Below are 20026 nucleotides of genomic sequence, written 5' to 3' on the forward strand. Positions count from 1 at the left end.
AGAACACACGTTCAGGCGTTTATCAGACCGCGCCAGCGACCGCTGGCCGTCAAACCCGGTGCCGGCTGTTAGATATCGCTGGTACATTGCCGGCAACTCACTGCCCACCCTGCCACTGTCATGTATTGCCGAGACCAGCTCAGTATCGACCTTCGATCGCTTGGCGTGTCAGCCGGGGATGTCGTCATGGTGCATGCTTCAGTGCGTTCGTTTGGTGAGCTTGCGGGAGGACCGGACGACATTCATCTCGCACTGAAGGACGTCCTCACTCCGACGGGCACGTTGATGATGTACGCCAGCTGCCCGCGCTACGTCGATGAAGTTGGCCGCGGTGGGCTGACCCCCGAACAGGAACTGGAAATCCTCGAGAAGCTCCCGCCATTCGATGCCGCCACCGCTCGCTCGGATCGAAGCAACGGCGCTCTGGTCGAGCTGTTCAGAACGTATCCCGGAGCCCGGGTCAATAATCACGTCGCGCGATTTGTTGCGTGGGGCGCACGCGCGGACGAATTATTTGCCAGGCAGCCGTGGGATTATGCGTTCGGACACGGTTCCCCTCTCGAGCGATTTGTCGATCTCGACGGCAAGATCCTGCTGCTCGGCTCCGATCACGACACAGTCACGTTTCTGCACTACGCTGAGCACATTGTGCAGATCCCGGAAAAGCGGGTGGCCCGTTTCAAGGTTCCAGTGGCAGTCAACGGTGAGCGGGTCTGGCGTGACATGGAGGAATTCGATACATCCTCCACCGGTGCTCACGCAAACTGGCCAGATCGTTTTTTCGCGGAGATAGTCGACGCGTACCTGGCAGCGACCGCGAACGCGGGGGGCCGGATTGGGGATGCGCATTCGCATCTCCTCAGCGCTCGGGGCCTGCTTGCCTTCGCGCTGCCGATCATGGAGCAGACCGCCTATTCCCCGAGGGGTCTTGGCGTTTCCTCGTAGAGCTCGGTGGCGCGCCTGCGAGCGTCAGGTCCACCGAAGATTTTTTCTCCATCGTAACGCCCATTCTCGATGAACACTTCGGAGATGGCGCGGCCTGACACGATGCTGCCCGCCATGTGAATACCCTCGACGTTGGTCTCGAGCGTATCCGGATTCAGTGAGGGTCGCTGGGTAACTGGATCGAGATCGATCCCCATCGACTGGAACAAGTCGAATTCCGGCGTGAACCCGGTCAGTGCGTAGACTCGATCCGCGGCCAGTCGCTCCGTTTCACCATCGCTGGTCCGAATCGTCATCGCCCCGGGTTCGATCGAGTCAACCGTCGCGCCGAGCCGTGTCTGTATTTCGCCGGCCTTGATCCGATTGTCGAGGTCGGGCCGAAGCCAGAACTTGACGCTCGGCTTGAGCGCGTGACCGCGATAGACGAGCGTGACCCTCGCGCCCGCCCGGTAGAGCTGCAGCGCCGCTTCAACCGCCGAGTTCTTGCCGCCGACGACGACGACATCGAGTCCCCAGCTGATGTGTGCCTCATCAAAATAGTGGCGGACGTGCGGAAGACTTTCGCCCGGCACGTTCAGCTGGTTGGGCCGGTCGAAATAACCGGTGGAAAGCACCAGCCGGTCGCATGTGATGTGCTGAGGGCCGGTTGCGGTCTCGAGAGTACAGATGACATGACCACCCGTGCGTTCGGCTCTCGCCAGGCGTGTGAATGTCCGCACGCGGAGCTGCTCCGCTCGCGCGACTCCGCGGTAGTACATCATCGCCTCCTCGCGGTTCGGCTTGGCGCCTGCGCAGACGATCGGATGGTTGCCTATTTCGAGCCGTTCCGGCGTTGTAAAGAACATCATTCCGGTCGGATATCGGACAATTGAGTTCACGATGGCGCCTGCGTCGATCACCAGCGGATCGATGCCGCGCCGGCGGGCGGAAATGGCGCAGGCGAGTCCGATTGGTCCGGCGCCGGCAATGATGACTGCCTCGTGCGCGTCGATACGTGGCTGCATGTGAGAAAAGTAGCGGCGCTTCCGCAGGCCCTAGTCGTCCTTCTGCCCGAACACCGCCAGATTGGAACTGTGACCCGGATTCACCTTCTTTTCCGGATAGATCCAGTGGAAGGCCTGGTTCACGGCGGTCGCAGCCTCCGCGAATCCCGTCGCAATCAGCTTCAGCTTTCCGGGATATGAAGTGATGTCTCCCGCTGCGTAAATACCTGGCCGGCCGGTCTCCATGAGGGAGTTCACGACAATCTCGTGTTTTTCGAGGTTGAGCCCCCATTCCGCGAGCGGACCGATGTCGCTGATGAACCCGAGCATCGGCAGCACCGCGTCGGCGTCCACATGCCGCGTTTCCTTCGTCTTCACTTCGCGAAGGGTGATCCCCGTGAGCCGGCCCCCCTCGCCGATGACCTCGTGCAGCTCATGAAAGGGCAGCATCGTCGTTCGTCCCGCCGCCGCCGCAGCATTCACCTCGGCGACAGTGGCTCCGTGAGCGCGGTACTTGTCGCTCCGGTGAACGAGCGTCACCGCTGAAGCACGATCGCTCAACTGATGCGCCCAGTCGAAAGCGGAATCGCCGCCGCCGATGATCACGATCTTCTGGCCCCGGAATTTTTCGGGATCGGCGACGTTGTCGAAGATTCCCCGCCCATACCACGGCTCAGCGCACTGCTGTGGCAGGCGCCGCGGTGAGAAAGCTCCGATCCCGGCAGCGATCAGCACCGACCTGGTGGGGAACCGGTCAGTATCGGTGACGAGAACGAAATGACCATCCTCTTCTTCCAGACCGGTTACATGCTCGCCCAGGAAAGACGGGAACGCGAACTGGGCCGCCTGGGCTGCCAGATCGCGGACGAGATCCTTGGCGAGCACCTTCGGAAACCCCGCGACGTCGAAGATGTATTTCTCAGGGTAAAGCGCGGTGAGCTGGCCGCCAAGCTGAGGCAGCGTGTCGACGATCCGGGCGGTTGCGCCGCGCATGCCCGCGTAGAACGAAGCGAAAAGCCCCGTCGGACCGCCGCCGATAATTGTGATGTCGGAGATGACGTGCATTTTGGGGAAATATACGCCCGTCGCCCGTAACCCGTTGTGTGGCCCGCATGCGCGTCGCCATGCGGTGTGATTCAATCGTTAGCGCGCACTGGAGGCTCCGAACGCCAGCGGCAGCGTCGATCACTGTCGCACCTGTGACATGCACGGCGCAAGCCCGGCCGAATGAAGCCGGGCTTGCGGAAACATGGAGTACTATCGTCAAAAACTATAGCGAACGCCTGCCTGAAGCTGGTAAGGGTCACCGGTCCTGCGAAGCACGCCCACATTTTCGTTCACCCGGTACTTGTACTGTCGGGTAGTCTGATCGAAGCTGACGACATCGTAGAGCGACTGTGTGCCGCCAGCAAATCGTTGTCCGCCCCACTCCTTGTTCAGCAGGTTAAGGAAATTGAAGACATCGACCGAAAGCTCCGCCTGTTGCCCGCGGATCGTCGCAAGACGTTTCGTCAATCCGATGTCGAAGCGATTAACCCACGGAGCACGGAGGCCATTCCGCTCCGCAAACTGACCGATTCGACTGCTGATGTAGTGGCGGGCAATGCTGCTGTCGTTGGCCATCACTCGCCGGAGCGCGTCGGCGACATCACGGGGTGTTGACGGACTGTTCGGATCGAAGATAAACGCGAGGTCGTTCGCCGCCGCGTCATCACCATTTATGTCGCGATTGACGACGAGCGAGAAAGGCCGGCCGCTGTTTCCGACGTAGCGACCACCAATCTGGAAGCCCCAGAGATTCGGCAGCGTTCCGAAGACGGCGAGCTTGTGTCGAAAGCTGTTGTCCGACGGAGCCCGCAGCGCGTCGAGGTCATTCGGATCACCCGTGTTCGGCGTGAACAGCGTCGCGGTACGCGAAACACAGCAGTTGTACGAGCTGTTGTCGCGTGTGTCATTCAGCGTGTACGACGCATTCAGCGAGCTCGATCGCGGCAGGCTCAGCCCTGCCTCCAGGATTGCCGCTTTCTGCTGGAGTTTTCCTGCCGAAACGAGCTGAAGGACTCGCCCAACCTCCTGCGTCTTGAAAGAAGCCGGCTGAAATGTCTGCCCTGCGGATGTGATGCTGCTCGCCGGAACCCACACCGGCCGGCCGCCTTCGTTGCTCAGCGTGAAGAAAGGCTGCTCCACCCGGTTCCGGTCGATGTAATGATAGTTGTCGGCGGTGCGGGAATACTGAAGCGTGCCCGAGACCGAGAGGAAGCGCCCGAAAAGGTGCTGATAGGTGGCGTTCGCCTTCCATGTTGACGGAATCTGGAAGTTCTCACTGAAGAGATCGATCGAAGTCGTCGTCGCCGCTCCGGCGGGAACGCCGGGAATACTCCCCCGGTCCTCGCGGTAGCGCAGAAAGTCCGGAACTGGGACGTCGGCACCACGAAGGTCGACGCCGGCCAGTTCCTCGCCGCTCTTGAGGATGTGGTTGACATGATTGTAGTACGCGGCCTGGGAGGTGAAAGCGCCTCCGCCAACGCGAACGACATTGCGTCCATCGCGCGTGACGTCCCACGTAACCTGGGCGCGTGGCTGCAGATTGTTCCAGTCGCTGGGGCTCACATCGGTTCGGAGCCCGAGCGTGCGCTCGACGATCTCGTTGCGCGCCGGCTTGGTGAGGAAGCTCGTCACGTCGTATCGGAGGCCGGCGGTTGCGGTGACCCACGGACTGGGACGCCACTCGGTCTGCGCGAACGCGGCCAAATCGGCCACGTACTGTTTCGACGTCGGCTCCGGCGAGAGGAGGGGTACATCACGGCGGTAGCGCGAAGCCCGCATCGCCTCGAGATCGGCGAGGCTGTTGAAGTCGAAAAGGCCTCCGGTCTCGATCGACAGATATGTGTTCAGGTAGGTGACGGAGTTGTCGACGCCGAACGTAAAGATCTGATTTCCGCGCTGCAGGTAGGTCGTGTTGATGAGCTGGTACTGCACTTCGCGATTGCGCTCCGGGGCATAGCGATGTCCGCCGAAGCGGACCGTCTGCTCGCGCTGCGAGCCGTTGGGCAACGTCGAGCGGATGCGCACGTCGCCCCGCGGAAGTATCACGTTCGGCGACCATCGGCGCTGGGCGTCGGTTACGGCGAACTTGAGCTCGTTCTGAACGCTCGGCGACAGGTTTGATCTCAGCGACACGAGCCCCTGGTTCTCCTGCGACCAGAAACTGTGCCGCGCCTCATAAAGCAGCTGGCGCCCCTGGTCGCTGGTGCCGTTCTGGGGATTGGTCCAGTTGCTGAAGTTGTGGCGCATGGTCAGCCGGTGCCGTCCATTGAGATCCCAGTCGATCCGACCGAAGATGGTGTTCGCGACCGGCGCGCGAGTGTACGCTCCGACTGCCTGCTCGCTCGTGGTCATCCCGTACTTGCGCCCCAAGATATCAATCAGGCGGGTAAGTGAGTCCTTCGCGATGCCCGCGTCGTTCTCGTCCTGTGGTGTGCGCAAGTCAAGCACGAAGAAGGGTTCTTTCTGATCCTGGCGATCAAACGTGAAGAAGTAGTGCGCCTTGTTCCGCACGATCGGACCGCCGACACTGCCGCCCCATTGAGTTATGTCCTGCTGGCGCAATTCGCGACCACGCCCAATGAAGTCACGGGCTCCAGCGAGATTTTCGTTGCGGTGATAGCCGAAAACGGCCGCCTGAAAATCATTGGTACCGGTCTTGGTAACCGCGTTGACCGATCCGGCCCCGCCTCGACCGTGCGTAACGTCGTAGGAGTTCGTGACGATCTCGAACTCGCGGATGGCTTCGAGTGAGAGTGTGAACGGGCCGCGACCGACCTCTCCTCCGCCGAGCTGGCTGCGCGCCTGCACGCCGTCGACACGGACGTCAACGGCGGTCGTGCGGTTGCCGCCGATGTTCAGACCGTTGCTGACAGTCGGGGCGAGACTCACGAGGTCGGTGAAATTCCGGTTGGCCGTCGGGATCTCCTGAATTTCGCCGCTGCCGATCTTGGTGCTTGCCCCCAGCCGTTCCTTGCGCGCGCCTGTTGCGGCTTCACCGCTGACGACAACGGCGGCAAGGTCGGCCGCCGCCGGCGTGAGCGTGAAGTCGACCTGAACGCGCTCGCCCTGATTGACCTGATACCCCTGCTTCGCCTCTGCGCGGAAGCCCAGGCGACGGACAGACACGGTGTAGGGGCCGCCCAGCGGCAGCTGGGGGAAAAGAAATCCGCCATTGGGGCGAGTCTGCTGCTGCGACTGGAATCCCGTCGAGACGTTGCGCACTATTACGAGTGCTGCGTCGACAGGCTGACCATCCGACGCGCGGATCGTACCCATGACCGATGCATCCGTACCCTGTGCGCCAATAGGCGCGACGTGGGCGGCCAGGGCCACGAAAGCGGCAGCCGCGGTTATTGCCATGCGGGCCAACCGTGGCATCGCGGGCCGGCGACGCCCGACAAAACGCAAGAAATGGTGCCGGTTAAAACGAGTGATGAAGCGCATGTGATTATGGCTGCAGAGGGTGGCCGTGCGAACCCGCCGGAGCGGGATCGACGCGGCGTCCCAGGCACTCACGGAACGCCGCGCAAAGGCCAATGATCGGTCCCACAAGTCACGTTCAGGCGACCGCGTTGTATGGGTCTGGTATCGGCGTTCCCTCGTGCAGCAGCCAGGTTGTCGCGACATTACTCCAAATGAAGATCTACACGAAGACTGGAGACGAGGGCCAAACCGGCCTGTTCGGCGGCGGCCGGGTCTCCAAGGACGACCCGCGCGTCGAAGCCTACGGTGACGTCGATGAGCTGAATGCCGTGCTCGGCGTGGTTCGCGCCGCCGATGTCATGCCCCGCATCGATGAGGTCATCGTTCCAATCCAGCGAGACCTGTTCAGTATCGGCGCCCTTCTCGCCACACCTGACATCGTGAAGATGCACCAGCACCTCGACAAGGCTCAGATTCATGACGCTCGCATCTTTGAGCTCGAACAGCAGATGGACGAGTGCGATCGCGAGCTCGAGCCGCTCCGGGCATTCATCGTCCCGGGGGGTACTCCGAAAGCTGCCTCGCTGCACGTTGCGCGCACCGTTTGCCGGCGCGCCGAGCGTCGGGTGATTCACCTGCAGCGAGAGGTGGAGATTCCGCAAATCGTGGTGGTGTATCTCAACCGCCTTTCCGACCTGCTGTTCACGCTCGCCCGGCTGGCAAACGCGCGGGCTGGTGCCGGGGAAGTCACCTGGTAGACCCGGCGGGATTACTCCCGTATCCGACCATCGTCGAGAATGGAGTACTGGCGCGGCTGGGCAGGATAGTACGGCGTGCCGCACCGGCGCACAGGTACGCAATCATCACCGATTCGAATGTGGGCCCGTTGTACGCTCTAAGGGCGGAGGAAAGCTTTGACGGCGAAGCAGTAGGCACACTGACGATTCCCGCGGGCGAGGTGCACAAGACCCGTGAGACATGGGGGCGCCTCACGGATGAATTGCTCTCTCTGGGTTTTGGACGCGATACTACCCTAGTTGCGCTCGGCGGCGGCGTCGTGGGTGATGTGGCCGGATTTGTGGCCGCCACGTACATGCGGGGAGTGCCGGTCGTGCAGGTTCCCACGACTCTGCTGGCGATGATCGACGCCTCGATTGGCGGAAAGACGGGTGTGGACACGCCCCATGGCAAGAACATGGTGGGGTCGATTCACCCGCCCTCGGCGGTGGTTGCGGACCCGCAAACCCTTGTCACCCTTGGGGTCGAACAGTTGAGGGCGGGGTTGGCCGAAGCAATCAAGCATGGCGTAATCGCCGACAGCGCATACTTTGAAAGCGTAGGAAGAGCGATCCCCGCGATCCTTTCCGGTGGTGGGGAGGCAAGTGACGCGGTGTTTGCCCTTGTCGTCCGTAGTATAGAAATAAAGTCGTCGATCGTGCTGCATGATGAGCGCGAGGGCGCTCTCAGAAAGATTCTGAATTTTGGTCACACGGTTGCGCATGCTATCGAAGCCGCAAGTGCGTATGACGTGTCCCACGGTGACGCAGTCGCAATCGGGATGACAGTGGAAACCCGGGCGGCGGAGCTCGCGGGGGTGGCGGAAGCGGGTACTGCCGACGCCATCGTGCATGTTCTGAGGGCAGCCGGGCTTCCGTTCAGGTGTCCGCCTGGCATCTCTGTGGATCGTGTTATGGAGCTCATGAGGAGCGACAAGAAGGTACGCTCTGGAAGAATCGAGTATGCTCTTCCAGAGCGCATTGGCGCGATGGCCGGGGCCAATTCCGGCTGGGCTGTCGCGATAGACGAGAACACCGTCAGGGAGGCCTTCGCATGAAACGTGGCAATGTGATCCAGCTGGCGCTGGCGCTGGTCGTTGCCACCATCTTCATCCAGACGGGCGCCGTACGGCTGCCGATTGGCCAGACTGTCGTCAGGCATTCACCAGTCGCGGTTTTCGCCGAGCCGCTGTTGGATCCGCTGGTAGTGACCGCGCGGAAGGTGATTCAGGAGCGAGGGCAGTTCAGGAGAGCCACCGCGGGCGAGGCAATCCGAATGCGAGCCGCAGGCATCATTCCCGACCCGAGCCGGTTCGCCCGGGCCGGAGCTGGAGAAGAGATCCCGGTGTCGCTCACGCAGTACTGCCTGCAAGGAACGACCAGGCGTGGCCGCTTCGTGCGTCCCGGGATCGTGGCCGCGGATCCGCGCATCTTCCCCCTCTCCCGGTACGTCGAGGTTTTCATGGGAAAGAAGTACATTGGCCGTTTCCTTGTCGATGACACCGGCGGCAACGTGATCGGAGCTACCCTGGACATCTGGACTCCGTCGTGCCGGGAAGCGACGAGGTTCGGCAGACAGCACGGCAAGGCGGTACTCGTTGCGCGAGAGACAGAGCACCTTCCCTTCTCGGCGATGTTGGAGCTCGACCTGGTTCCCGACCTAAGCGCTGTTTCCGCTATTTTTGAAGCCGCTGCGAGACGCGAAACGCCCTAGGCTGGACCGCATCTGCACGAAGCCGTGCTGCACCCGCTGGCCCTGTAATTGCTCGATGTGCGCTCAACCGTAACCGGGATTTACGAATGTCATCATTCAGTACCTACCTGATCGGATTCATTGTTCTCATCATTGGCCTGGCGGTTGCGGCCTACCTGCTCGGAGCGCCGCCGCTCTGGATTGGAGTGGGGGTCATAGTGATGATCGGCATCGGGATCCTGTCCGGTACCAGCCGGACCAAGACCAAAGATCCGCCGCCCATGCCCTGATTCGGGCGGTTTGCCGCTGGCACGAAACATGGCTGTTGACCAGACCCAGCCCCGCCATTAACGTGGCTCTCACAGGTCATTCGCGAGCAAACTTCGGCTCGTCAAACCATTTTGAGAGGGGTCCATGCAGACTTCGGCTGAGAGCAAGTCTAAAGGCTTTTTTCGTTCTTCCCCCTCCACCGCTTTCGACCAGTACCTTCAGGACATACAGAAACTCCCCCTCATAACCGACGCCGAAGAAGAGCGTCGGCTCGCGCGACGCGCACAGGGTGGAGATGAGAAAGCCGCCGAGCGACTGGTCACCGCGAATCTGCGTTTTGTCATTTCGTACGTCAAGAAATATCAGGGACACGGACTCGACTTGAGTGAACTGGTTGCCATTGGCAACGAGGGGCTCCTCAAGGCGGTCCGGAAGTTCGACCCTGAGCAGGGTGTGAAGTTCATTTCATATGCTGTCTGGTGGGTTCGTCAGGCAGTGCTCAAGGCCTTGGCCGAACAGACGCGGTCGGTACGGATTCCCCTCAATCAGAACTCCCAGCTCATCAAGCTGGCTCGCGCGCAGACCGTTCTTTCCCAGGTTCTCAAGCGAGACCCTACCGATCATGAAATCGGCCGCTTGCTCGAAGAGACACCCGAGGCGGTAAGATCCGCGAAGCAGATGTCTGCCACCGAGATCTCGCTCGACGCCCCCATCGATCGCTCCGATCGTGAGGCATGTACGCTTGGCGAACGATTCGCAGGTGTAAATGGCGACGAGATTGAAGAGGTCACCGATTTTCACCTGATGAAGGAATTCATCGACAAGGTTTTCAGAAAGTACCTGACGGCGCGGGAGCGGAAAATCCTGCACCTGTACTATGGTCTCGAACAGGGCTCCGATGCGATGACGCTGGAAAAGATCGGTGCCCTGATGGGTGTCACCCGGGAACGCATTCGCCAGATCCGCGAGCGCGCGTTCGAAAAACTGCGCGAGTCACCCGATGGTGCCGCGTTGTCGGGGTTCTGGACCGCCGACTAAGCGACAGCGGTGACGGACGCGCCTCTGATTCCCGCGTTCGTCAATCCGGGATCGGGTAACTCAGAGAAGGCCCGTGACGCGCTTGCGTCCACGGGCCGCTTTGATATCCGGGAGATCGAACCCGATAAACTCGGGGACGAAATCCGGCAGGCTATCGAGGGAGGGGCGAAACGTATTCTCGTCGCCGGGGGTGATGGCACCATCGGCATTGGCGCATCGATTGTCGCTGGTACCGACGTGGAACTGGCGGTGCTTCCCGCCGGAACACTCAACCACTTCGCCCGCGACATGAACCTCCCTGTCGATCTTCCGGAGGCCGCGGGATTAGCCGCCGGAAACTCGACTGTGCTTTCGGACGTCGCGTACGTAGGCGATAAGCTGTTCCTGAACACGAGCTCGATCGGAGCGTACGTGACGTTCGCGCGGGTCCGTGAACGACTGGAGGCCCACCTCCCCTACAAGCTCGCAAGCATACTCGCAATGCTGAGCACCTTTGTCCGAATGCGGGTGATCGCGGTTGAACTGGAGATCGAAGGCAAGGCGCAGGTTTATCGGACGCCGCTTGTTTTTATCGGGGTGGACGAGCGGGAGCTGCAGTTCCCGACGCTTGGCAACCGGGTTGAGAATGGGCAAAGCGGGCTCCATGTGATGGTCGTGCGATGGCGCGGCAAGGGGAAACTGCTATCGGTCGCAGCCACTGCTATCTTCCGGGGTGTCGATGAAGTGTCGCGCACCGTGGAGTTCGACAGCTACATAGTCGACCGATGCACGATCAGCATGAAGAAACCACTGGCCAGAGTCGCACGAGATGGCGAGATCGAATCCATGTCTACACCTCTGGAATACCGGATCGAGCGCGGTGTGCTGCGCGTCGTCGCGCAAGCCGCCACCGACGGCCCGAAGCTCAGCTAGGTCAGTCTGATGATCGACGCGACGCTCGCCGAAACGCTGGCGTCGATCGTTGGCGGGCGCTTCGTTCTTCATCGCCCCGCCGACCTGCTGGTCTACAACTCGGACGGCCTCCCCGGCTACCGGAGAATGCCTCGTCTGGCCGTTTTTCCCGGAACGCGGGAGGAAACAATTGCCGTCGTACGAGCGCTGGCAATAGATGGGATCCCATATGTTCCGCGTGGCGCAGGCACCGGGCTCTCCGGTGGCGCACTCGCCGATGACGTCGTGTTGCTCGGACTCCACCGGCTCAAACGCGTTATAGCGATCGACCGGGAGAATCGCAGAGCAGTTGTCGAGCCGGGCGTCGTCAACCTTGTGCTCAACCGGCTTGTCGCACCACTCGGCCTGCTTTACGCCCCCGACCCGTCGAGCGAAGCGGCATGCACTATCGGTGGAAACGTCGCCGAAAACGCCGGCGGGCCACACTGTCTGAAATATGGCGTGACCCTCAACCATGTCCTTGCGATCACCGCACTGCTCCCGGACGGCGAAGTTGTGTCGCTTGGGAACCCCGCAGGAGAGAGCTCGGGATACGATTTGCTCGGCGCGTTCATCGGGTCAGAAGGCTGCTTCGGAATCGCTCTTGATATCACTGTCAGATTGACGCCGAAGCCTCAGGCGGTTCGTACCATGCTCGCCGATTTTGTTTCGGTGGGGGAGGCAGCGCAGGTCACGTCTGAAATCATCGGCGCCGGCATTGTGCCGGCCGCACTCGAGTTCATGGACGGCGCGACGATACGAGTAGTGGAAGCGTCGATCTATGCCGCGGGCTATCCCGCCGACGCAGAAGCAGTGCTGCTGATCGAGCTCGACGGGCTTGCAAGCGGAATCGACGCCGATCAGGAAACCGTGCAGAACATCTGCATGTCGGGTGGCGCGCGTGCGGTGCGCATTGCGCGAAATGATGCGGAAAGGCTGCGCCTCTGGCAGGGACGGAAGAAGGCGTTCGGGGCAATGGGCCGGCTCGCGCCTCACCTGGTGGTGCAGGATGCGGTGATTCCGCGCACGAAGCTCGCGTCGGTACTGGCACGCATCAGCGAAATTGCGGCTAACCGTCGAATCCACGTATGCAATGTGTTTCATGCCGGCGACGGCAATCTGCATCCCAACGTCACCTATAACGCAGATGATCCGCAAGAGGCGGAGCGGGTGCACGAAGCGATGCGCGAGATCATGCAGGCGTGCGTGGATGCGGGCGGGAGCATCACCGGCGAGCACGGTGTGGGGCTCGACAAACTGGCCTACATCGATCTCATTTTTTCGCCCGATTCACTCGCGGCGATGTGTCGGCTCAGGGAGGTGTTCGACCCTCAGCGCAGATCGAATCCGGGCAAGGTCATTCCAATACATTCCTGCCAGGAATGGAAAGTCACGCCGGCGGGCCGGTGACGGTCGCCGCGATTCAGGCCGAGATCGACGATGCACGGCGCCGCTCGACGCCTGTCAGAATTGCGGGCCGCGCACACTGGATGGACGCTGGCCGCCCGGTTGCCGCGGAACGCACAATAACCACCGCCTCATACAGCGGCGTTGTGGACTACGTGCCCGGAGACCTCACCATAACAGTACGATCGGGCACCACACTGGGAGAAATCGCAGGCACAACGGGCGAGGAAGGACAGTGGTTCCCGCTCGCTCCATATGGCGATGATGCCGGTACAATCGGAGCTACCATCGCCACCGGGTCTTCCGGCCCCCTGGCGCAACGGTTCGGCGGGATTCGTGATCTCGTACTTGGCCTCGAGTTCGTGTCGGGCGAGGGAAAGATCGTCCGGGGCGGCGGACGCGTTGTCAAGAATGTCGCAGGCTTCGACCTCACCAGACTGATGACTGGCTCATGGGGTACCCTCGGCATAATTACCGAGGCCACCCTCCGGCTTTATGCCTCGGAGGCGCGACCGGCCACCCTTGTTGTTGGGCTGCCCCACAGCGGTACGCACTTCGCCGCGCGGATAGCCGCCGTCCTCGCCGCACCCATCGTGCCCAATGCGATTCAACTGATCGATGGGGCGACAGCAACGCGACTGAAACTTCAGGCCCGCACTTCTCTACTGATTGAAGTCGGAGGAAATGCTGCCGCGGTGAAGTCGCAGCGCGATGCGCTGGCTGCGCTCGGCGCCGAGGAAATCGGCCCCGAGGTATGGACGACGCTCAGGCTGCTCGATGGCGAGGGATCGAGCGTCCTTCGGATATCCACGCTCGTTACGAGGCTCGCGGAACTCTGGCAGACCCTTCAGCACTCGATCGAAGAGGCGAGCGGCACACTCATGAATGCGAGCCCCGGCCTGGGGATGGTGAGATGCATAGTTCCCGCCAGTGCAGATGCTGGCACTGTTGCGCGAATCGCTGCCGCCGGTGGTGATTGCAGCGTGGTGTTCGAGAAGATGTCGCCGCAGATGTGGGAGGCCCTGTCGCCGAGCGTAGTGGCAGATCGCGTGTCGCGGGGTATCAAGCACGCGTTCGACCCCGCGAACATTCTGAATCCGGGCATCCTGGGTGAGTGATTTGACTGAAACCACACCGTTCGTCATCGATGATCCTGCGTACGCTGATTCAGTACCCCCATGTGCGCTTCCCGGCAGTCCGCTCGAGGGGATGCTGGCGGGAATCAACGCGTGCGTTCACTGTGGATTCTGTCTACAGGCATGCCCCACTTATCTCGCCCTGGAGGATGAGAACGAGAGCCCGCGCGGCCGTATTTTCCTGATGCGGTCGTTGCTCGAAGGGACGGTCGAGCCGGGAGACGCATCAGTTCAGGCCCACATCGACCGTTGCCTCGGCTGCCGGGCGTGCGAGACAGCGTGTCCCTCGGGAGTTCCGTACGGACATCTTCTCGAGGCTACCCGCGCGACCTTGCGTGAAGTCAGGCCGACGCCTTTCGTGGCGCGGATGATACTTCGGGTTTTCGCGCAACCGATGTTGCTTCGCATGGTGATGTTCGCCTCGAGACTGCTTGCGGCGACGCCTATTCCAACTGTGCTCTCCCGAACCGATGGTCGCCTTGGCTTCGCGATGGCGATGCTGGCTTCCGCAGGTTCGCCTCTCGAGCGTGCAGGGTATTTAACGCCTTCGGGAGGCGTGCGAGGAAAAACGGCGGTGCTCCTCGGTTGCGTAATGGAGGGACTTTTTACCGATACCAACCGCGCCACTGAGCGCGTTTTGCGTGTGAATGGATACGAGACCGTCGATGCTCCCGGCCAGGGTTGTTGCGGAGCGCTTCATGCCCATGCCGGCGATCTCGAGACGGCCCGGGCTCTCGCGCGACGCAACATCGCTGCCTTCGAAAAATCAGGAGCCGATCTGATAGCGGTCAACTCGGCGGGCTGCGGCGCGATTATGAAAGAGTACCAGCATCTGTTGCATGAGGACGCCGAGTGGGGTGAACGGGCGGTGGCTGTAGCGGCCCGTGTCAGGGACGTCAGCGAGCTCCTCGTGGCAGCCGGTCCGGTTCCCGGGGGTCCCTTGCCGCTTTCTGTGACTTACGACGCGCCTTGCCATCTCATGCACGCGCAGCGTGTGGTGACTCAGCCGCTCGCTGTCCTCGCGGCCATTCCGCAGCTGAAGCTGACTCCGCTTCGCGACTCCGAGCAGTGCTGCGGCAGCGCCGGCATTTACAATCTGATCGAGCCTGCAACATCGGACGCGGTGCTTATCCCGAAACTCGACTGCATTGCCGAGTCAGGTGCTCCCTACGTTGCAACTGGCAATCCGGGGTGCCTGATGCAGATAGGCGCTGGACTGCTTCGGTCAGGGTCGGCTGCGCGTGCAATCCACCCGGTCGATCTGCTCGACGCATCCTACGCCGGTATGGCCGAGCCGGGCGGCCCCGCCACCCAGTAGCATTCGTCATAGTCGCTGGTTTAATTGCGACTATGACCGACGCTAGCGAATACGCGGCGATGCGCTCAGGCTCGCTGCTCGTCGATCGCAGCGAGCGAGTGCGGATCCGGTTCACGGGACCGAGGGCCGCCGAGATCATTACCGGGCTCGTCACCAATGACGTCTGTTCCCTTGTGGCTGGCCAGGGGCAGTACGCGGCAGCGCTTACGCCAAAGGGAAAAATTGCCGCCGACATCAGAATATTTGTCGGCGATGCCGATGTGCTTACCGACACGTCCGCGCGCGCGGGTCCGGGATGGCAGGACATCGTGCGCCGGTACGTCAATCCACGTGTAGCCCCGTACCGTGATATCACCGGGGAAAGCCGCAGTTTCGGGGTATTCGGTCCAAAATCAGTTCGGGCTGTAGCGAGTGCGACGGGCATCGGTGAGGCGGTTCTGGGAGCGCTTGCGGCATATTCCCATGTAACTGCGGGCGCCGATGGTAATCGCATGACCGTCGTGCGTGTAGCTGAGATCGACGTCCCGGGTTTCGAGATTGTGGCAGGGATCGCTGCTGCCGATTCTCTTCGCGACCGCCTCATTGCCGCAGGCGCGACGTCGGGATCGATGAGTGCCTGGGAGATTGCGCGCATCGAGGCTGGGCGCCCGGAGTGGGGTATCGATATCAACGACTCCACCATTCCGCAGGAAGCCAACTTCGACGAGCTCGGCGCCATTTCCTACACGAAAGGCTGCTACACTGGTCAGGAGACCGTCGCACGAGTTCACTTCCGAGGGCATGTAAACCGGTTTCTGCGCCGCCTTCACTTCGTCAGTGCATCGCTGCCCGCGGCAAACGCCGAACTCGTCGATGACGCCGGAAATGTCGTTGGAGATGTGAGAAGCGTGGCGATGTCACCGCGCCATGGAGGGGTTGCCCTGGCGATGGTGCGGCGAGAGGTCGGGCCCGGGACAACCCTGCATGCGAGGTGGGCAGGCGGCGAATGTACGATGCAGATTGCCGCACAGGAAAAAGGCGCGACTGGTTAGTCGCGCCTTTTCTGATCCGCGAGCGGAAGGTTTACCGCTTCATCATCCCGGTATCCTTCATCATCATCGAATCCTTCATCATCATCGAATCTTTCATCATCATCGACGAATCCATCATCTTCATGCCAGTGTCCATCATAGCCGGCGCTGGGGCCATCGCGGCACCAGTGTCAACCATGGCGGCGTCGTCGTTCTTGGCACAGGCGGCCAGAGCGAAAACAGCGACGGCCAGAGCAATGCGCTTCATACGAAATTCTCCGTGTAGGGGCCAACGTGATTAAACGCCGGTCCGTGCACGCAGTCGCGGTGCTCGTTTGTGGCGCGTCCAAAAAGTTACTGCATCCGATGGGAGTGTCAAGAGCGTGCCATTCGGGCTGACGCTCCACGGCCGGTTTGGCAACACCCGGGTATAACACGCGGCTCGACAGCCGAATTCTGTCCCGTCGGCTCGTTTTTCCGCAGCATCAGGCAACAATCAGGAGTAGAGCTTTGCAGCATTATCCAGAAACGTTCGGTGCCCTGAAACGGTCGGCCTGGGGACAACCTGAGCGCGCGTTGCGATCGGTGAAGGACGAGATGAGGGCCAATCTGCTTGACCGTCTGGCCCGGGGCGGCCCGCTGTTCGAAGGCGTCGTTGGCTATGAAGACACGGTCATGCCGCAGATTGTCAACGCTATTCTGTCCCGCCACAATCTCATTCTTCTCGGTCTTCGGGGTCAGGCGAAATCCCGGATACTGCGATCACTAACCACGTTGCTCGACGATGCCATACCGATCGTCGCTGGCAGTGAGGTGAATGACAACCCCTTCCGGCCAATTTCGCGCTTTGCGAAGAACCTCGTGGCCGAGTGCGGCGATGCAACCCCCATCGTGTGGCTCGACCGTGACAGCCGGTTCGTCGAAAAACTGGCAACTCCCGATGTCACTGTTGCCGACATCATCGGCGACGTCGACCCGATTCGCGCAGCGCGCGGAGGGCACGTGCTATCCGACGAGCTCACCATTCATTATGGAATGCTGCCGCGCGCAAATCGTGGAATCTTTGCCCTGAACGAGTTGCCGGACCTCGCTGGCAAGGTGCAGGTGAGCCTCTTCAACATCATGCAGGAAGGCGATGTCCAGATAAAAGGGTATCCCGTCCGCCTGCCCCTCGATGTGCTTCTTTGCTTTACCGCCAACCCCGAGGACTACACGGCTCGCGGAAAAATCATCACTCCTCTAAAAGATCGCATCGGCAGTGAGATCCTCACGCATTATCCGGAGACTGTCGAGATCGGAATGGCCATAACCGGCCAGGAGGCATGGACCGACCGCAAGGCGACCGCCGTTCGCATACCCGATTTCATCGCCGAAGTAGTCGAGCGAATTGCGTTCGAAGCGCGGACCGACAAGCGCATCGACAGGCGATCAGGGGTTTCGCAGCGCATGCCGATTACAGTGATGGAAAACATTGTGTCGAACGCCGAGCGGCGGTCTGTCATCACCGGGGAAGCCGAGATCGTCCCGAGACTTGGCGACATTTATGCCGCCCTGCCTGCCATTACGGGGAAGATAGAGCTCGAGTATGAGGGGGAGCTGGTGGGCGGCCACAACATTGCCCGCGAGCTCATTCGGCGCGCGGCGGACGCGACATTTCAGGAGCGGACCGGTGGAGTGAATGCCGACGAGATCGTGATGTGGTTCGATGCCGGAGGCGCCCTTCAGGTAACTGACGACGTTCATGTGGATGCAGTTGTCGAAGGGTTCGAGAGCGTCCCGACCTTGCTGCCAATGGTCGGGCTCACGGGCCTCGCTGAAAAGGGAGACACCCCCGTGATTGTCGCCGCCTGCGAGCTGATTCTGGAGTCGCTGGTGGCACGCCGGAAGATCTCCCGGAGCGATGCCGGGCTGTACGGCCGTTCTCTCGACGAGAAACGCAGGCGACCTTATCAGGACTGAATGCCCATAATCACGATCTCCCGACTTTACGGATCAGGAGGTTCAGAGGTCGCGGCCCGCGTTGCGCGAGGGCTGGATTGGTCATTGCTCGATAATACAGTTGTAGACGCAGTCGCCGCGCGGCTCGGCGTTCCGCGCGCGGAGGTTGCTGCTCGCGAGGAACGGGTGCCGTCACTGGTGCAGAGGCTCGTTGACACAATGGCGGCGGGTTCCCAGGAATGGCTGTCTCCGATCGCCTCGGCGAAGCGCGCGCCAACCGATGAGCAGCTGGTCGAGGTGACCAGACACATCATGGAGGAGGCTATCGCCCGCGGCCCGGTGGTGGTCGTTGGTCGCGGCGCCCAGGCGATGCTTGTCGAACGGACCGACGCTCTGCATGTGTTCTGCTACGCACCCAGAGCCGCATTGATTGCACGGTCGATAGAACGCGATGGAGTGGGCGGTGACGAAGCCGCCGTGCTCGTGGACAATACAAACGCGCAACGCGAGCAGTGGGTGCGAAAACACTGGAATCGCGCGTGGCGAGAGCACGATAATTATCACTTGGCCGTCAATACCGAGTGGCTGGGTATTGGCGGTGCCGCGGACCTCGTGCTGCACGCCTGGCGCGAACGGTTCGGCCCTTAGCGGAGCGGCCCGGAATTCGCGAAGCCGGATGGGCATGCTTTCATCCGTGGATATGCGCAGTCGGCCTGAACTTGGGCCTGGAGGAATCGGGCTTACGGCGGCGGGGCTATTCGGGCTGCTCTCCTGGAAAGTGCTCAAACACCGGACATGGCGGCAGGATTTCCGGTTTTGGTTGGCCCTCCCACGTTACGGGGAAAAAACAAGAACGAGTGCCATGTGGTTTGGCCACCTTGGAAAGGAATGGGCAGTTCTTCCGGTGGCCGCGGCTCTCGCGGGAAAATTATGGAACGACGATCGGACCGCTGCTGCGGTGACCGTTGCGGTGGCTGCTTCGGGAGCCGTTGCCGCGAGCCACATTTTTGATGTTGCCCTGCCAAAACGTTCGCCGCCGCCGGGAAGACGCGCTCCGTTTACGCCCAGCTTTCCGAGCGGGCACGCCCTGCACAGCACTGCATTCCTGCTGACTTCGGCCTACGTTCTGTCGCGCGAAAAACTGGTCGATAGTCGAAGAATTGGCGGGCTCGCTCTGGTGCTGTCCGCGGCACTGGGAGTCGACCGGCTCATTCACGACCGGCACTGGACAACCGATGTCATCGCGGGCTGGCTGGCTGCGGTTGCTATCGCCGGATCTGCGACGGCCGGCTACGAGATTGCATCGAGACGATCAGGGAGTCGCGGGCATAAAGAGCTGACGACTTATGCACCCCGCGTGCGAAAGCGGCGTGGAAATACCTAGACGGGCGCAATCTCAGTCGTGCGGGTTGGTCGCCCAGACTGACGCTTCAGTTATGAAACCGCGGTCGCTGACCTCGAGCATCGAGGCGATCAGGGCCGCGACGTCGTCAGCGAGCAGCTTGCTCGAATTTTCAGGGCGTTCCTCTCCGCCTGCAGCAGTGAAGAAGCTCGTTTGAACCTCGGATGGATTGACCTGCATTACCCGGACATTGCTTTTCCGCAGCTCAGCCCGCCAGCACTCCGTCATCCCGCTGAGCGCGAACTTCGTCGAGACGTAAGTGGTTCCGCCGGGAAACCCCCGCGACCCCGCGGTCGACGCAATGTTGACGATGTTGCCCGTATTGCTGGCGATGAAGTGCCTGGCAGACTCGCGCGCGACCAGCATGGCGCCAAGCACGTTCGTTTCCCACACGCGCCTGAAGTCGGCCGAAGTAGTTTCTACAAGCGACGCCCAGTGGCCAAAGCCGGCATTGTTGACGAGCACATTGTAGCCGTCCAGCTCGGCCACGACCCGTTCCACCATCCGTTTCACATCGTCTTCTTTCGACACGTCAGCGACGATCCCAGTCGCGCCGAGCTCTGCTGCGGCCAGCTCGATTGTGTCAGCCTTGCGGCCACAAATTGCCACCTGAGCACCGCGATCGCGAAGAAGCCGCGCCGTCGCATAGCCGATCCCTGAACTCCCCCCGGTGACGAGCACCTTTGCATCCTTCAGATCCACCTTGCCTC

Annotated in this window: 19 protein-coding genes; 14 read left to right on the forward strand and 5 right to left on the reverse strand. The window is 61.4% G+C overall.

What is annotated here, in order from left to right; genetic code table 11:
• Positions 1-120: 120 nt before the first annotated feature.
• The gene (gene aac(3) / locus WKF55_02845; GenBank protein MEJ7758512.1) at positions 121-945 is read left to right on the forward strand and encodes an aminoglycoside 3-N-acetyltransferase; all 825 of its coding nucleotides are present in this window, start codon (positions 121-123) and stop codon (positions 943-945) included.
• Here the strand turns inward: aac(3) and WKF55_02850 are convergent.
• From WKF55_02850 to WKF55_02860, 3 genes are all read right to left on the reverse strand, one after another.
• A complete protein-coding gene (locus tag WKF55_02850) occupies positions 912-1949 on the reverse strand; it encodes a YpdA family putative bacillithiol disulfide reductase (GenBank protein ID MEJ7758513.1) in 1038 nt (345 codons plus the stop codon). The two genes, aac(3) and WKF55_02850, sit on opposite strands and share 34 nt — an antisense overlap.
• A gap of 30 nt (positions 1950-1979) precedes the next feature.
• Positions 1980-2993 carry an NAD(P)/FAD-dependent oxidoreductase gene (locus WKF55_02855; GenBank protein ID MEJ7758514.1) on the reverse strand — a complete coding sequence of 338 codons (1014 nt, stop codon included), beginning with the start codon at positions 2991-2993 and terminating at the stop codon, positions 1980-1982.
• Positions 2994-3191: 198 nt separating this feature from the next.
• Positions 3192-6335 (reverse strand): carboxypeptidase regulatory-like domain-containing protein, encoded by a 3144-nt coding sequence (locus WKF55_02860; GenBank protein ID MEJ7758515.1) that lies wholly within the window; start codon positions 6333-6335, stop codon positions 3192-3194.
• Between the two features lie 176 nt (positions 6336-6511).
• On the opposite strand from WKF55_02860, the gene WKF55_02865 reads away from it, so the two are divergent.
• The 10 genes from WKF55_02865 to WKF55_02910 all read left to right on the forward strand — a co-directional run bounded on the left by WKF55_02865 (position 6512) and on the right by WKF55_02910 (position 15997).
• Positions 6512-7156, forward strand: coding sequence for a cob(I)yrinic acid a,c-diamide adenosyltransferase (locus tag WKF55_02865; protein MEJ7758516.1), 645 nt, complete (start codon positions 6512-6514; stop codon positions 7154-7156).
• Positions 7157-7185: 29 nt separating this feature from the next.
• Positions 7186-8232: a 3-dehydroquinate synthase gene (gene aroB, locus WKF55_02870; GenBank protein ID MEJ7758517.1), complete on the forward strand. Its 1047-nt coding sequence runs from the start codon at positions 7186-7188 to the stop codon at positions 8230-8232.
• Positions 8229-8888: a 3D domain-containing protein gene (locus WKF55_02875; GenBank protein ID MEJ7758518.1), complete on the forward strand. Its 660-nt coding sequence runs from the start codon at positions 8229-8231 to the stop codon at positions 8886-8888. Before aroB ends, WKF55_02875 begins: the two co-directional genes overlap by 4 nt.
• Before the next feature lie 86 nt (positions 8889-8974).
• Entirely contained in the window at positions 8975-9157 is a 183-nt protein-coding gene (locus WKF55_02880; GenBank protein ID MEJ7758519.1) for a hypothetical protein, read from the forward strand.
• Between the two features lie 124 nt (positions 9158-9281).
• Positions 9282-10175 (forward strand): RNA polymerase sigma factor RpoD/SigA, encoded by an 894-nt coding sequence (locus WKF55_02885; protein MEJ7758520.1) that lies wholly within the window; start codon positions 9282-9284, stop codon positions 10173-10175.
• A gap of 9 nt (positions 10176-10184) precedes the next feature.
• The gene (locus WKF55_02890) at positions 10185-11087 is read left to right on the forward strand and encodes a diacylglycerol kinase family protein (GenBank protein ID MEJ7758521.1); all 903 of its coding nucleotides are present in this window, start codon (positions 10185-10187) and stop codon (positions 11085-11087) included.
• 9 nt (positions 11088-11096) lie between these two features.
• Positions 11097-12515: an FAD-linked oxidase C-terminal domain-containing protein gene (locus WKF55_02895; protein MEJ7758522.1), complete on the forward strand. Its 1419-nt coding sequence runs from the start codon at positions 11097-11099 to the stop codon at positions 12513-12515.
• Positions 12488-13630 (forward strand): FAD-binding oxidoreductase, encoded by a 1143-nt coding sequence (locus WKF55_02900; protein MEJ7758523.1) that lies wholly within the window; start codon positions 12488-12490, stop codon positions 13628-13630. The genes WKF55_02895 and WKF55_02900 overlap by 28 nt, the downstream gene beginning before the upstream one ends.
• Position 13631: 1 nt before the next feature.
• Positions 13632-14966, forward strand: a complete 1335-nt coding sequence (locus WKF55_02905) for a (Fe-S)-binding protein (protein ID MEJ7758524.1) — start codon at positions 13632-13634, stop codon at positions 14964-14966.
• Positions 14967-14998: 32 nt separating this feature from the next.
• Positions 14999-15997: a hypothetical protein gene (locus tag WKF55_02910; GenBank protein MEJ7758525.1), complete on the forward strand. Its 999-nt coding sequence runs from the start codon at positions 14999-15001 to the stop codon at positions 15995-15997.
• 31 nt (positions 15998-16028) lie between these two features.
• On the opposite strand, the gene WKF55_02915 is transcribed toward WKF55_02910, so the two are convergent.
• Complete coding sequence (locus WKF55_02915) at positions 16029-16244, reverse strand: hypothetical protein (protein ID MEJ7758526.1); 216 nt, start codon at positions 16242-16244, stop codon at positions 16029-16031.
• A 242-nt stretch (positions 16245-16486) separates the two neighbouring features.
• Here WKF55_02915 and WKF55_02920 point away from each other — a divergent pair, with 242 nt between their 5' ends.
• From WKF55_02920 to WKF55_02930, 3 genes are read left to right on the forward strand one after another with little or no spacing between them, the layout of a single operon-like run.
• Positions 16487-17935, forward strand: coding sequence for a magnesium chelatase (locus WKF55_02920; GenBank protein ID MEJ7758527.1), 1449 nt, complete (start codon positions 16487-16489; stop codon positions 17933-17935).
• Positions 17936-18562 carry a cytidylate kinase-like family protein gene (locus WKF55_02925; GenBank protein ID MEJ7758528.1) on the forward strand — a complete coding sequence of 209 codons (627 nt, stop codon included), beginning with the start codon at positions 17936-17938 and terminating at the stop codon, positions 18560-18562.
• A 34-nt stretch (positions 18563-18596) separates the two neighbouring features.
• Complete coding sequence (locus WKF55_02930; GenBank protein MEJ7758529.1) at positions 18597-19298, forward strand: phosphatase PAP2 family protein; 702 nt, start codon at positions 18597-18599, stop codon at positions 19296-19298.
• Between the two features lie 12 nt (positions 19299-19310).
• On the opposite strand, the gene WKF55_02935 is transcribed toward WKF55_02930, so the two are convergent.
• Positions 19311-20018 carry an SDR family oxidoreductase gene (locus WKF55_02935; GenBank protein MEJ7758530.1) on the reverse strand — a complete coding sequence of 236 codons (708 nt, stop codon included), beginning with the start codon at positions 20016-20018 and terminating at the stop codon, positions 19311-19313.
• Between the last annotated feature and the right edge of the window lie 8 nt (positions 20019-20026).

The organism is Gemmatimonadaceae bacterium (assembly GCA_037721215.1).
GTDB lineage: Bacteria > Gemmatimonadota > Gemmatimonadetes > Gemmatimonadales > Gemmatimonadaceae > UBA4720.

What these genes read in the sequence shown, in the direction of transcription:
- WKF55_02865 (MEJ7758516.1), top strand. Translation starts at nt 6,512, where the DNA reads ATGATCGGTCCCACAAGTCACGTTCAGGCGACCGCGTTGTATGGGTCT.
- WKF55_02855 (MEJ7758514.1), bottom strand. Translation starts at nt 2,993, where the DNA reads ATGCACGTCATCTCCGACATCACAATTATCGGCGGCGGTCCGACGGGG.
- WKF55_02895 (MEJ7758522.1), top strand. Translation starts at nt 11,097, where the DNA reads ATGATCGACGCGACGCTCGCCGAAACGCTGGCGTCGATCGTTGGCGGG.
- WKF55_02910 (MEJ7758525.1), top strand. Translation starts at nt 14,999, where the DNA reads ATGACCGACGCTAGCGAATACGCGGCGATGCGCTCAGGCTCGCTGCTC.
- WKF55_02880 (MEJ7758519.1), top strand. Translation starts at nt 8,975, where the DNA reads ATGTCATCATTCAGTACCTACCTGATCGGATTCATTGTTCTCATCATT.
- WKF55_02860 (MEJ7758515.1), bottom strand. Translation starts at nt 6,335, where the DNA reads ATGGCAATAACCGCGGCTGCCGCTTTCGTGGCCCTGGCCGCCCACGTC.
- WKF55_02850 (MEJ7758513.1), bottom strand. Translation starts at nt 1,949, where the DNA reads ATGCAGCCACGTATCGACGCGCACGAGGCAGTCATCATTGCCGGCGCC.
- WKF55_02885 (MEJ7758520.1), top strand. Translation starts at nt 9,282, where the DNA reads ATGCAGACTTCGGCTGAGAGCAAGTCTAAAGGCTTTTTTCGTTCTTCC.
- WKF55_02915 (MEJ7758526.1), bottom strand. Translation starts at nt 16,244, where the DNA reads ATGAAGCGCATTGCTCTGGCCGTCGCTGTTTTCGCTCTGGCCGCCTGT.
- WKF55_02875 (MEJ7758518.1), top strand. Translation starts at nt 8,229, where the DNA reads ATGAAACGTGGCAATGTGATCCAGCTGGCGCTGGCGCTGGTCGTTGCC.
- WKF55_02900 (MEJ7758523.1), top strand. Translation starts at nt 12,488, where the DNA reads ATGGAAAGTCACGCCGGCGGGCCGGTGACGGTCGCCGCGATTCAGGCC.
- WKF55_02925 (MEJ7758528.1), top strand. Translation starts at nt 17,936, where the DNA reads ATGCCCATAATCACGATCTCCCGACTTTACGGATCAGGAGGTTCAGAG.
- WKF55_02930 (MEJ7758529.1), top strand. Translation starts at nt 18,597, where the DNA reads ATGCTTTCATCCGTGGATATGCGCAGTCGGCCTGAACTTGGGCCTGGA.